This is a genomic window from Alcanivorax sp. IL2 (assembly GCF_047495475.1).
Lineage (GTDB): Bacteria > Pseudomonadota > Gammaproteobacteria > Pseudomonadales > Alcanivoracaceae > Alcanivorax.
Genome location: NZ_CP179932.1, coordinates 2178609 through 2191622 on the forward strand (window position 1 = coordinate 2178609; position 13014 = coordinate 2191622).

Annotated in this window: 10 protein-coding genes; 1 reads left to right on the plus strand and 9 read right to left on the minus strand. The window is 59.5% G+C overall.

What is annotated here, in order from left to right; genetic code table 11:
* Positions 1 to 14: 14 nt before the first annotated feature.
* Positions 15 to 2516 (minus strand): glycerol-3-phosphate 1-O-acyltransferase PlsB, encoded by a 2502-nt coding sequence (gene plsB / locus ACMG4N_RS10190; RefSeq protein WP_414431544.1) that lies wholly within the window; start codon positions 2514 to 2516, stop codon positions 15 to 17.
* 198 nt (positions 2517 to 2714) lie between these two features.
* Between plsB and ACMG4N_RS10195 the strand changes: the two genes are divergently transcribed.
* Complete coding sequence (locus ACMG4N_RS10195; protein WP_414431545.1) at positions 2715 to 3587, plus strand: Dyp-type peroxidase; 873 nt, start codon at positions 2715 to 2717, stop codon at positions 3585 to 3587.
* Between the two features lie 156 nt (positions 3588 to 3743).
* Here ACMG4N_RS10195 and ACMG4N_RS10200 read toward each other — a convergent pair whose 3' ends face one another.
* The 8 genes from ACMG4N_RS10200 to dapC form a co-directional block, all read right to left on the minus strand.
* A complete protein-coding gene (locus ACMG4N_RS10200; protein WP_414431547.1) occupies positions 3744 to 5342 on the minus strand; it encodes an aldehyde dehydrogenase family protein in 1599 nt (532 codons plus the stop codon).
* A 134-nt stretch (positions 5343 to 5476) separates the two neighbouring features.
* The gene (locus ACMG4N_RS10205; RefSeq protein ID WP_414431548.1) at positions 5477 to 7573 is read right to left on the minus strand and encodes an FUSC family protein; all 2097 of its coding nucleotides are present in this window, start codon (positions 7571 to 7573) and stop codon (positions 5477 to 5479) included.
* Positions 7570 to 8448, minus strand: coding sequence for an efflux RND transporter periplasmic adaptor subunit (locus ACMG4N_RS10210; protein WP_414431549.1), 879 nt, complete (start codon positions 8446 to 8448; stop codon positions 7570 to 7572). The genes ACMG4N_RS10205 and ACMG4N_RS10210 overlap by 4 nt, the downstream gene beginning before the upstream one ends.
* Before the next feature lie 3 nt (positions 8449 to 8451).
* Complete coding sequence (locus ACMG4N_RS10215) at positions 8452 to 8658, minus strand: DUF1656 domain-containing protein (protein WP_297763221.1); 207 nt, start codon at positions 8656 to 8658, stop codon at positions 8452 to 8454.
* Positions 8659 to 8900: 242 nt separating this feature from the next.
* Positions 8901 to 10028, minus strand: a complete 1128-nt coding sequence (gene dapE / locus ACMG4N_RS10220; protein WP_414431551.1) for a succinyl-diaminopimelate desuccinylase — start codon at positions 10026 to 10028, stop codon at positions 8901 to 8903.
* Positions 10029 to 10228: 200 nt separating this feature from the next.
* Positions 10229 to 11263 carry a 2,3,4,5-tetrahydropyridine-2,6-dicarboxylate N-succinyltransferase gene (gene dapD / locus ACMG4N_RS10225; protein ID WP_297763224.1) on the minus strand — a complete coding sequence of 345 codons (1035 nt, stop codon included), beginning with the start codon at positions 11261 to 11263 and terminating at the stop codon, positions 10229 to 10231.
* A 43-nt stretch (positions 11264 to 11306) separates the two neighbouring features.
* Complete coding sequence (locus tag ACMG4N_RS10230) at positions 11307 to 11654, minus strand: ArsC family reductase (protein WP_297763227.1); 348 nt, start codon at positions 11652 to 11654, stop codon at positions 11307 to 11309.
* Between the two features lie 178 nt (positions 11655 to 11832).
* Complete coding sequence (gene dapC / locus ACMG4N_RS10235) at positions 11833 to 13014, minus strand: succinyldiaminopimelate transaminase (protein ID WP_414431553.1); 1182 nt, start codon at positions 13012 to 13014, stop codon at positions 11833 to 11835.

Genomic DNA, 13014 nt, shown 5'->3' on the forward strand with positions numbered 1-13014 from the left:
TATTGCTGCCGGCCTCAGGAAACAGAGGGGGCCGGCTCTACCAGGTGCTCAATGTCTGTCACCCGCGTCACCCGTTGAATGGCGTCGCTGATATCCGGGCTGAGGATGCGACGGGCTTCATCGTCCAGGGATTCCAGTTTTTCGTCAAAGACCAACGCGCCAGCGTCGTCAGTAGTGACCAGGCCGGTACCGTACAGCTGGCTGATGAAGTTTTTCAGTACCACCTTGTCGAAGAATTCTGGTGAGTTGAATTCGTAGAGCAGCGACAACCGTTGTGCCGTCTGATGAGCCAGTTCGCCCAGTTGATTGGCGGTCAGCATGCCGGAACCATACTGCACCAGAAGACGAATGGTCAGATAGTAGCGTTCCAGAGACGGCATGACGGTCTGGCCAAGATGGTCCAGCATGTCGGATTCGTGGGTGTGAATCGGAGCCCCGTGCAGACAGTCGTCTTCGCGGCTGATCAATTGTTCCTTCTCCAGCACATCCACCGTCTTGCTCACCGCCCGGGACAGGTCGTCGCCGTCCTGCCAGTGTAGATAGTACTCATTGCGCAGGAAGGGGTAGAGCAGATGCACCATGCTCTGCAGGGTGTTCATACTGATGGAGCGGGCGTTCATCACCAGCGAACAAATCAGGCCGGGCAGAATAAACAGGTGCAGGCTGTTGTTGCGGACGTAGGCCATCTGCAGGGCGGTTTTTTCATCGGTGGTCACCACGTCACCCAGCTTGTGCTCGATACGCTCCAGGAACTCGTTGTCTAGCCCGTACTGAATGATAGCGGAGGCATCATCCGTGGCGATGGAGGCGCTTTCACTGTAGGGGGCCTGTTTGAGCAGAGCGATGTACAGGTTCAGCTGCTGGCGTAACTGGGCCACATCCATGGTGTGCTTGGGCGACGCCAGCAGGGCCAGGCTGAGCAGGTTGATCGGGTTGGCCACGGCGGCGGCATTGATGGATTCCACCACTTCCTGTCCGAGTTCATTGACCACATGCTTGAACCAGGCTGGGCTTTCATCGGCAGCCAAGTCCTCGCTGCGCCAGGCTGTGTGATGCTCGTCGAGGAAGTCCACCAGCTTGATGGGCTCACCGAAATTTACATGCACCTGGCCGAAGTGACTGCGCAGCACCGCCAGGGATTTCATCAGCCCGCCCACGGATTCCTTCTGCTTTTTCTTGCCGTGCAGCTCACCGATATAGGAGCCGGACTCGATCACCTTTTCATAGCCCACATAAACGGGCACAAAGGCAATCGGCTTGCGGGCATCACGCAGGAAGCTGCGCAGAGTCAAGGCCAGCATGCCGGTGCGGGGCTTCAACATCCGGCCGCTACGGCTGCGCCCACCTTCCACGAAGTACTCGATGGAATAACCACGCACGGTGATGGTATGCAGGTACTCGCTGAAGACGGTGGCGTACAGGGGGTTGTCACGAAAGCTGCGGCGCATGAAGAACGCACCGCCGCGTCGCAGGATAGTCCCGACGATGGGCATATTCAGGTTGATGCCGGCGGCGATGTGCGGTGGCACCAAGCCATTGCGGAATACCACAAAGGACAGCAGCAAATAGTCGATGTGGCTGCGGTGGCAGGGCACATAGATCACTTCGTGATCGCCGGCCACTTTGGTCAGGTTGTCCATGTTATACAACCTGACCCCGGCATACAGTCGGTTCCAGACCCAGTTCAGGAATAACTCCAGGGAGCGAATCACCGTATGGGAGTAATCCGCGGCGATTTCCATGGCGTAATGGCGAGCCTTGGCTTCCACCTTCTCGATACTGGTTTCCTGGCGCTGGGCCTCGGCGCGGATGGCTTCCTGTACCGGGATGGAGTCCACCACGGTATTGGTTAGGGTGCGACGGTGCGACAGATCCGGGCCGATGGCGGCTTCCTGCTGACGGCGAAAATGCACACGCAGAATGCGGGAGGCCTTGCGCACGGTCTGTTCGTCCGTGGGGCACTGATCCACCAGGGTGCGTAGGGACATGGGCTTGCTGAAATGGACGTACAACTGCCGGCCCTGGGTGACGATGATAAAGAATTTCTTGATGAAACCCGCCGGCGACCAGTTGTCGGAAAACAGAATGCGCCACAGAGAGCTTTCCTTTTCCGGACGGCGGCCCCAGAACACCGATACCGGCACCAGCTGTACATCGGCCTCGGGATTGGCGCGTAGTGCGCTGACCAGTTTTTCCAGCCGTGGCGGTGACACGGGTGTTCGCTGCCGGCCATTACTGAATTTGCGCCGGTACAGCTGGAAGTAACTATGGCTCAGGTGGCTTTTGCCAAGCGTCAACCCATGCAGTGCAGATGCAAGGCCCAATTGTCGTGCGGATTGATCCGCTGCTGCGGCATCGGCGGCAGAGCGATCACGCAGCACATAGACCACCGGGGTATTGGGGGCAAGTTGCAGTTCGTCAGGGTTGGAAGGCAGCGCGTTAGCACGTGTGCACAAACGCAGGAAAATGCGGATCAGGAAGAAGCCCAGGCGATCCAGGCCAAGCCAAGGTGTCATAGTCGGATTCAGTTAACTAGTGTGCCGCAAGTGTAGCGAAAGCCCTGGGCAGGGAACACCAGCGCATATTTCAATTTGTTTCAGAATTGCGTCTGCCAACTCGTACCATGGTCCAGTATACCGTTATATTCACGGGAACAAGTCAGGTAGCCTTGCTAGACTGTTGGCAGTTTATTGATAAGGACTAAGGAGTTAACGGTGTCGACACCGCAAACGGGGATTTTTGATCGTAGTTATCAACATCATCTGTTCTTCGAATTCTGCCTTGGCAGTGGCCAGGAGATGCAGGCAGTCAGAACCGCTTTGCACCAGCTGAATTCGCTGAAAAGTGAAAAGACACCGGTGTTGATGGCGTTCGGGCCAGCCCTCTGGGAGCAACTGGACACCCGCTTCAGCTTCCCGCCGTTCTCCCTGGAAGGCCATGTGCCGGCAACCCAGGGGGATCTGTGGGTCTGGGTGCAGGCGAAAGAGCGCGGTGATCTATTCGATACCGGCATGCAGGTACGCGATACCGTGGGCGAGCTGCTTTCCACGCAACTGGAGCTGAACAGCTTTGTCTACCACGACATGCGTGACCTGACCGGGTTTGTCGATGGTATCGGTAACCCTATCGGCGACAAGGCAGAAAAGGCGGCCTTTATTGCCGAGCCGCATCCTGGTGCCGGTGGTAGTTGGGTGCTGACCCAGAAATGGGTCCACGACCTGAAGACATTCAATCAGCTGCCGGTGAGCGATCAGGAGAATGTGTTTGGCCGTACCAAGGAAGACGCGGTGGAGTTCGACGAAGAACGCATGCCGCCGGACTCCCATGTAGGGCGCACGGATGTTGATCGGGACGGTGTCCCCCAGAAAATGTGGCGTCGCTCGGTACCGTACGGCGACAGCAGTGAACACGGCCTGTACTTCCTGGCCTTCTGTTGCGAACTGGATCGCTACGACTACCTGCTTCGCCGCATGTACGGCATCGCCGACGATACCGTCAAAGACCGCCTGCTGGACTACACTCGCCCGGTGATGGGCTCGTGGTGGTATGCGCCGGATCAGGAGTGGTTAGATAAGATCAGTGAATAGTTAACAGTTAATAGTGAACAGTTTCGCTAAATAGGTTTTATTGCTTTGAAACGTAAGAGGCCGCGCCCAGATCATGGGCGCGGCCTCTTTGTTTTCAGTTCAGAAGGCGCGAAAACCGCGCCGCTGTTAACTGTTCATTATTAACTATTCACTGCCTCAATCCGTTTTCCATTTGGTAAACATCTTCTTCACCAGGAAGGGCGTGAGTTTCAGTGAAGCGCTGAGCATCTGGCCTATGCCCTTGGGGAAGACGAAGTGCAGGGCGTTCTTGATGCCGTTGTAGGTGGCTTCGTCGAAGGGGTACCAGAAGATGTTGCGCTTGGAAGGCAGGATGTCCCAGTTGACTGCTTTTGCCTGAGTCATCTCCTCCAGGCCTTCCGGGCCGTGGGTGCGGCCGATGCCGGATTCCTTCCAGCCGCCCCAGGGGGTTTCGGAGAGGCCGTGGCTGTAAAGGTGATCATTAATGGTGGTGACCCCGGACTGCAGACGGGCAGCAATGGCGCGGCCACGCTTGTTGTTCTTGGTCCACACGGAGGAGGTCAGTGCCAGCTTGGATTCGTTGGCCTTGCGGATGGCGTCTTCTTCGTTAGCCACGCGTTGCACGGCAATCAGGGGGCCGAAGGTTTCATCGCACATGGTGAGCATGTCGTCGGTGACATTGGTCAGCAGCGTCGCCGGGTGGAAGAAACCGTTTTCCACGTTGCCTACCGGGCGGGACTGGGCTTCGATACGGGCGCCCTTGGCCAGGGCATCTTCCAGGTGTTGCTGCACGGTGCGCAGCTGGCCGGCAGTGGTCAGGCTGCCGATATCCACATTGAAATCGTTGCAGCCTACGCCGTGACGCAGCTGGCGGGTCTTCTTGGCGAGTAGATCCACGAACTGGTCGTAGACCGCGTCCACCACATACACCCGTTCCACACCGCCACAACTTTGACCGGCATTCTGGTAACCGGCCCAGGCGGCACCGTTGGTGGCCCGCTCCAGATCCGCATCTTCCAGCACCAGCATGGGGTCGTTGCCGCCCAGCTCCAGGGACACCGGAGTGAGGGTTTCAGCGGCCTGGGCCATCAGGGTTTTGCCGGCGGGGACGCTGCCGGTGAAGAACAGCTTGTCCACGCCATTCTCAAAGTAACCAGTGGCAACTTTGGAGCCGGAGCCGACGATGTGATGGAACAGACCCTCAGGCAATTCACCGGCGGCAATGATCTGCTCGATGGCGCGCCCAACTGCCGGGGTGGCGGCAGCCACTTTCAGCAGTACGGCATTACCGGCCATCAGGCCCATGACAATTTCACCGAAGGGGATGGACAGCGGATAGTTCCAGGGGCTGATAATGCCCACCACGCCCAGAGGGACACGCAGCATGTGAGTCTTCTTGTTGAAGAACAGGATGCTGCCGCCGGGGCGGTTTTTTTCTTTCAGGTATTTTTCCGCGTTGTTTGCATACCACTTACAGGCCAGGGCGGAGGGCAGTACTTCGGTGGCCAGGGCATCGGTGAGGGTCTTGCCGTTGCTTTCGCTGACGGTGCGGGCCAGGTCGTCGGCGCGGTCCACGATATAGCTGCGCATCATGGTGATGTGGCGGGCCCGTTCCTTGAACGATTTGGCCGCCCAGATCGCCTGGGCTTCACGGGCCTTGGCCATGATCTCGGGCAATTTGGCCAGGTCGGTTTCATTCAGCTCGGCCACGGCGGTGCCGGTGGCCGGGTTGGTGTCCAGTACGGTTTTGCTATCGAGTTTTTCTTGCGCGGTCATGTGAGGAAGTCTCCATCACGGCAGGTCGCAAAGGCGGCCTGCGGGCTGTTCTGAGAGGGCCAGTGTCTGGCTCCGGGAAAGGCACATAGGTAAACACAGAGTAGACATTGTGGCTAGTGCTGTTCGGGCCGATTTCAGGCCGTGACACCACGGCTTTGCTGTGCTTCCGTCAGCCGGAACGCCATGCGCTCGAAGGTCAGGGCAATACGCTCCAAGGCGCCGGCAATCAGCTCCCTGTCGCGCTGAGCCAGGTTGCCAGCGTTCTCCATATCCACTTTGAGCCTTTCTGATTGCTGGCGAAAGCCCTCGTCGACGGTGCCACGGGAACAGGACTGGTAGGCAGCAGCCAGAGCCAGTTGCCAGCGATCGGCGCTGTCGAGCAGCGCCGGTGGGGCATTGCTGCGCAGGCGACTCTGAATCCACAGGGAGACCTGGCCCAGGTTCAGTCCGGTGAGGCCCAGATCGGTGAAGTGGCGCTGGGCCTCGGGCAGGGCCTTGTCACAGATGGTCAGCCAGCGCAGGCGATCGGCCATGCGCGCGTTGAACCATTCCTCATTGATGTTGGCAGCACCTGATGTGGCCGCAGAGGGATTGCCCATCAACGTCAGGTCGGTGGCGGTCTGGCGGATCAGCCGGCGGCGCAGGTTGGGGCCATTGGGTGGCGTAATCAGACGGAACATGAGGAAGGCGATGGCGATTCCCGCGGTGATTGCCAGGCCGTTACTGGCCACCCGGGCCACATCAAAATCCATGGCGTTGCCCGGCTGCACCAGAATGATATAGGGAGTGCAAAAGCCCAGCCCCAGGGGCAGGGTCAGGCGTTTACTGATGGCCAGCAGGCCGACAAACAGAGGCGCGCCGAGAATCAGGATGAGCAGGGGAAAGTTGCCGTTATTGAGGGCCAGCAGGGGCAGGGTGAAAAACAGGGCCACCGGTGCGGCCAGCACGGAACTGAAGGTGGCCCGTTTCAGCACCAGATCCGGCTCTGGCAGGCGTGCAAACAAAATAGTGAACATGACCGGCATGATCATCAGCATGATGGCCATTGGGCTGGCAGTGCCTACCCAGAGCCCGGCAGCAAGGGCAAACACCAGCGCACTGCGCAGGCCCACGGCGGCGGCGATCTGCAGATCCCGGTAAGGCCGCAGGCCCTGCGGTCGCAGTTGCACTTCATGGCTGAAATGCAGGGCACGGTTGGCCTCCAGGGCCAGAATCAGATCCGCTGTCAGGTTCTGGCTGACCTGGAAGAAGCGCCGCTGCAGAGGCGGGGCATCCTCGGCTTGCTCGCCGCGGGCTTCGCGCAGTTGCTGGCGCAGGGTCTGGGCTTCTTTCATGGCCTGCTCGGCGGAGCTGGTTTCGCGCATGCGCTGGAAGGCGGTGCGCAAGGCATCCAGCAGGTCGCGCAGGGCCGGGGTGAGCAGGTCATCGTGGTTGCGCATCAGGCGCCCGATCACGCGGATGCGGGCTACCAGTGACAGGGTTTTGTGGCAGATCACCGTGGCCGCCCGGGCCCGCCCCGGGCCATGGCTGCCCTCGTAGTGAACGGCGCTGCTGTCATCACTGAGGGCAAAAATGCCCTGCAGCAGGGTATCCACCTGATTATGGCGTTTGGCGTGGGTGCCCGTCGGGTCCAGTTCCAGTTCCAGATAGGCCAGTGTCTGATTGAGGGCGGTGCGGGCATGCTCCTTGAGCAGACCACTGACTCGTACAGGCCACAGCAAGCTGCTCACCAGGGTGGCGCAGACGGCGCCGAGAATGATCTCACTGACCCGGGCGTTGGCAATGTGGAAGATGCCCAGGCTGGAGGTATTGGCCGGGTCGGCGATGGCCAGCACGACAATGAGGGTGGCGGTGATGCCCGCCATGGCGAAACCGTAGATGAAATTGGCCTGACGGACCCAGGCGGAAGCGCCGGCATTGATGCCGATCCACAAGGTCAGTGCGCCAATGGCCAGGGCCGGGTAGGGGAGTAACCAGGCCAGGATCAGCAGCCCCATGGCGCCGCCTACCAGGGTACCGCCGATCTGGCAGAAGCCTTTTTCAATCACCAGCCCGGTTTCCGGGCGGACTTGCAGGAACACGGCGGAGATCAGCGCCCAGTAGGGCCGGTCCAGTTGCAGCAGCATGGACAGATAGAGTGCCAGGGCCATGGCGATGACCCCCTTGGCGGCAAACAGGACAGACTGGCGGTCAGGAGTGAGCAGAACGGCCAGTCGCGGATCCAGTTTCATGGGGCGCTCTTGGTGTCCCGCTCGTGGAGGCGCACGGTGGCAGTCATGCCAGCGGCCAGCAGAATGTCATCGGGAATGTGGTCCAGCTCGATATGCACAGGAATGCGCTGGGCCAAGCGCACCCAGTTAAAAGTCTGCTGGACCTGGGGCAATAGCTGGCCGTCAGTCTGAGTGTTGGCGTTGGCGATGGCCTGGCCCACGCTGGTGACCTTGCCGCGCAGTTTGCGGGCGCCGTTCATCAGTACCACTGTGGCACGCTGGCCCACGTTCACCATGGGTAGTTTGGTTTCCTCGAAGTAGCCGGTGACATAGAAACTGCCGGCCTTGACCATGGACACTACCGGAGTGCCCTGATTAACGAAGTTTCCTTGCTGCAGGGTCAGGTTGACGATGGTGCCGTCTGCGGGAGCTTCCACACTGGTTCGCTCCAGGTTGATTCTGGCGCTGGCCAGTTCTGCCTCGGCCAGCGCCACATTGGCGGCAGCAAGCTGGGCCTCGATACGGGCACTGTCCAGTTCTTCACGGCTGATGCTGTTGCCGGCGTGCAGGCGTTTGCGCCGTTCGTATTGATGTTCCGCCAGGCGCAAGGACTCCTGCTCGTGGAGCAGTTGGGCTTCGGCCCGGGCCAGTGTTGCCCGGTAGCGGATGTCATCAATCCGGAACAGGGGATCGCCCTGTTGTACGGCCTGGTCATCACGAATGTGCAGCTCGCGGACCCAGCCGGACACATCCGGGGATAGCGTAATGATTTCGGCGCGCACCTTGCCGTCGCGGGTCCAGGGCGCATAGAGGTAATAATTCCACACCCAGTTACCGGCCAGCAGGGCGAGAATGACCAGAACCACGGTGAGCAGAATACGTAGTGGTTGTTGCATGCGTTATCCCTGGCTCAGCACTCGTAAGGAAAGGGCGACAAAGCAGATAAACAGTGACAGATAGACCCAGGCACTTTTCCAGAGTTGTTGATGCCAACCCAGTTTACGCAGCAGCAGGAAGGTCAACAGGGTGAGCATCATGCCCAGCAGCACGAACAGCACCATGGGGCTGATCAGCAGTCCGCCAACCGGAATTTCATGCAGCCACATTGTTGTTCCCTGGCAGTGTCACGTTAGCGAGCATGGTAACGGATAATGGTGGGATGCTGTAGGAGCACCGCTCGAGGTGCGAACCCGAGCCCAGGCGAGGGGCATGATTTTCAGTGCCTTTCCGAATCTGTCGAACCCCGAAGCTATCGATAGGTTCTTGCTGACGTGCGGTTCGCACCTCGAGCGGTGCTCCTACAGGTGCCATAAGAGAGGTCGGCTTGATCCCTATTTCTGCTGCCGATTCACTGCATCAGCTTTTCGAGCAAGCGGGTGTAGATCCTGGTCAGTGTGTCCAGCTCACTGATACTGGTATGTTCGTCCACCTTGTGGATGGTGGCATTGGTAGGACCCAGCTCCACCACCTGGCTGCCGGTGGGGGCGATAAAGCGCCCGTCACTGGTGCCGCCGGCGGTGGACAGTTCCGTGTCGAGGCCGGTGACATCATGGATGGCGGTGACGGCAGCGTCCACCAAGGCGCCACGATCGGTAAGGAACGGCTGCCCGGACAGGGTCCACTGCAGATCGTAATCCAGGCCGTGTCTGTCCAGCACCGCCTCGGTACGCTCGCGCAGCAGGGCATCGGTCAGTTCCGTGGAGAAACGGAAGTTGAAAATGACCTGGCAGGTGCCGGGGATCACATTGGTGGCCCCGGTGCCGGCGTTGATGTTGGAAATCTGGAAACTGGTGGCCGGAAAGAAATCGTTACCCTGATCCCATTCGGTAGCGGCCAGCTCGGCCAGGGCCGGTGCCGCATCGTGGACCGGGTTGCGGGCCAGGTGCGGGTAGGCAACGTGCCCCTGAATGCCTTTGACGGTGAGCCGTGCGCCCAGGGAACCCCGGCGACCATTCTTGATCACATCGCCCACGGTGTTGGTGGAGGAGGGTTCGCCCACCAGGCAATAGTCGATGTGTTCATTGCGGGCCTGCAGATGCTCGACCACCTTGACGGTGCCGTTCACTGACGGCCCTTCTTCATCGGCGGTGATCAACAGCGCCAGGCTGCCATTGTGGTCCGGATGGGCTGCCACAAAATCCTCAATGGCCACCATGATGGCGGCGATGGAGCCTTTCATGTCCGCGGTACCGCGCCCATAGAGCAGATCACCTTCCTCGGTGGGAGTGAAAGGGTCGTACTTCCACGCCGCCACATCCCCGGTGGGCACCACGTCAGTGTGACCGGCAAAGGCAAACACCGGCCCTTGCGTACCGCGCCGTGCCCACAGATTGCGCACTTCCTCGAACCACAGGGTTTCGCACTGGAAACCAAGGGCTTCCAGTTTTTCAATCATCCAGTCCTGACAGCCTTCGTCCTCGGGAGTGACGGAGGCACGGCGGATGAGTTCTTTGGTGTAGTCGAGGGTGCGGGACATGGGTATTCCAGTATCGGTGATTCAAAGCCGCTGTAGGAGCACCTCTCGAGGTGCGAAGGGTGGTTGCGAGTCACGAGTTACGAGAAGCGAACGGCAAAACCGGTTTTGATTTTCGCAACTCGTACCTCGTTACTCGCTTCTGGCCTTTGTTCGCACCTCGAGAGGTGCTCCTACAGGTGGCCCGGTCGTGGCTTGGTGCCTCAGTTGTGCTTGTGGAGCTCTTCGTTCAGGGCAATGGCGCTCTTGTTGGTGAGGCACTGCACGGCACCGCTGAGGGTGTCACGACGGAACAGCAAGTCGGACTGGCCAGCCAGGTCGCGGGCTTTCACGGTGTCCACGATTTCACCCTTGTCGTCCAGCAGCTGCACCTTGGAGCCGGAGGTGATGTACAGGCCGGCTTCGATGGTGCAACGGTCACCCAGGGGGATGCCGGTGCCGGCGTTGGCGCCCAGCAGGCAGCCTTCGCCCAGGGAAATGATGATGTTACCGCCACCGGACAGGGTGCCCATGGTAGAGGCGCCACCGCCGATGTCGGAGCCCTTGCCGACGAAAACGCCGGCAGAAATGCGGCCTTCGATCATGCCCGGGCCTTCGGTGCCGGCGTTAAAATTGATAAAGCCTTCATGCATGATGGTGGTGCCTTCGCCCACGTAGGCGCCCAGACGGACCCGCGCGGTGTCGGCAATACGCACGCCCTTGGGCACCACGTAGTCGGTCATCTTGGGGAACTTGTCCACGCTGTTCACTTCCAGCACCTTGCCATTCAGACGAGCCAGCAGCTGACGCTCGGGAAGCTCGTCCAGGTCCACGGCTCCTTCGTTGGTCCAGGCCACATTGGGCAGCAGCGGGAACATGCCAGACAGGTTGACGCCGTGGGGCTTCACCAGGCGGTGAGAGATCAGTTGCAGCTTCAGGTAGGCCTCCGGGGTGGACGCCGGCTCCGCATCGGTTTCCAGTACGGTGAGAACCACCGGACGATCGGACTCCTGGAAGGCGACGGCATAGCTGGCTTCGTGCTCGAAGCCGGCTTCACGCCATTCGCGGGCAATGTGCTGCACCTGACGGTGGGTCAGTTCGATGGCGGCATTGCCACCTTGATAACCCAGTTCTTCACGAATGACCTCGACCAGTTTGTCATCCGGGTTGAGAGCCGGATCGGGATAAAACACTTCCAGCCAGTTGTCGTTGCGGTTCTTGGTGCCGCAGCCCAGGGCGATGGCGAAAAAGTTGCTCATGGTGTCCTCTCTAATGCGTCGGACGTCAGGCGTCTGACGTTTCTTAATTCAAAGTATCTTTCCACTCGTCGGCTTTGAAACCGGCGAGGATGAAATTGTCGTTTTGCAGAATCGGGCGTTTGATGATGGACGGATTCTCCGTCGCCACGGTAATCGCCTTTTCCGTGTTCATGGATTCCTTTACCGCGTCGTCCAGGTTTTTCCAGGTGGTGCCGCGCTTGTTGATAACGGTTTCCCAGCCCAGCGCTTCCAGCCACTGACGAAGACGTTGCTCGGGCACGCCTTCCTTCTTGTAGTCATGGAAGTGATAGACGATGCCGTTGTCATCCAGCCATTTCATGGCTTTCTTCATGGTATCGCAGTTCTTGATACCGAAGATGGTTAGTTCCATGTGTTTTCCTCTTCGAGCAACAAGCTTCAAGCTACAAGCCTCAACGCGGGATGTGCCGCAGAGCACTTCAGCGTTATCGCCGCGCTTCACTTGTGTATTTGTGCGCGGGCAGGGGGCTTCAGGTTGAGATCATCCTGATCCGTGTTGCAGCTTGAAGCTTGTGGCTTGTAGCTACCTTTTACAGCGTATCCAGCAACGCCTTGATGCGTTTCGCCCCTTCCACACATTCTTCCAACGGTGCTACCAGTGCCATGCGTACCCGGTTCTTGCCCGGGTTTTTGCCATTCACTGTACGTGACAGGTAGCGGCCGGGCAGTACGGTGACATTCTGCTCCGCTTGCAGGCGTTGGGCGAATTCTTCATCGGAAATCGGTGTTTTCGGCCACAGGTAAAAGCCGGCGGCCGGGGCGGATACCTTAAGTGGGCCGCCGAGAATGTCCAGTACCGCGTCGAATTTTTCCCGGTACAAAGCCCGGTTTTTTTCCACGTGGATTTCATCATTCCAGGCGGCGATGCTGGCCAGCTGATGATGAATGGGCATGGCGCAGCCGTGGTAGGTGCGATAGCGCAGGAAACCCTTGAGGATTTCGCTGTCACCGGCCACGAAGCCGGAACGCAGGCCGGGCAGGTTGGAGCGTTTGGACAGGGAGTGGAACACCACGCAGCGGCGATAGTCATCACGGCCCAGCTCCGCACAGGCCTGAAGCAGACCGGCGGGTGGCTTGTCCCGGTAGATTTCCGAATAGCACTCGTCTGAGGCGATCACGAAATCATACTTGTCCGCGAGCTGTATCAGCGCCTTGAGCTGGGCCTTGGTGAGCGTGGCGCCGGTGGGGTTGCCGGGTGTGCAGATAAACAGCAGCTGGGTACGAATCCAGGTGTCTTCGCTGACTGCATCAAAATCCGGCTGCATGCCAGTGTCGTCGGTGCAAGGCAGGTACATTGGCTCGCCACCGGCAAGCAAGGTGGCGCCTTCATAGATCTGGTAGAAGGGGTTGGGCATCAGTACCAGAGGCTGGCGCTGGCGATCGATGACAGCCTGGGTAAAGGCAAACAGGGCTTCCCGGGTGCCATTCACCGGCAGTACCTGGCTGGCGGCATCCACGCTGTTGAGGTGAAAGCGGCGCTTGAGCCAAGAGGCAATGGCGTCGCTCAGTTCCGGGATGCCGGCGGTGGTCGGGTAGCGCGACAGCAGGGCGCTGTTGTCGCGCAGCAGCTGTTGCACAAAGTCCGGCGAGGGATGCTTGGGTTCGCCAATAGACAGGGCAATGGGCGACTTGTCCGATGCGGGCAAATCCTTGAACAGGAGTTTCAGTTTTTCAAACGGGTAAGGGTGCAACCGTTCCAGATCTGGGTTCAT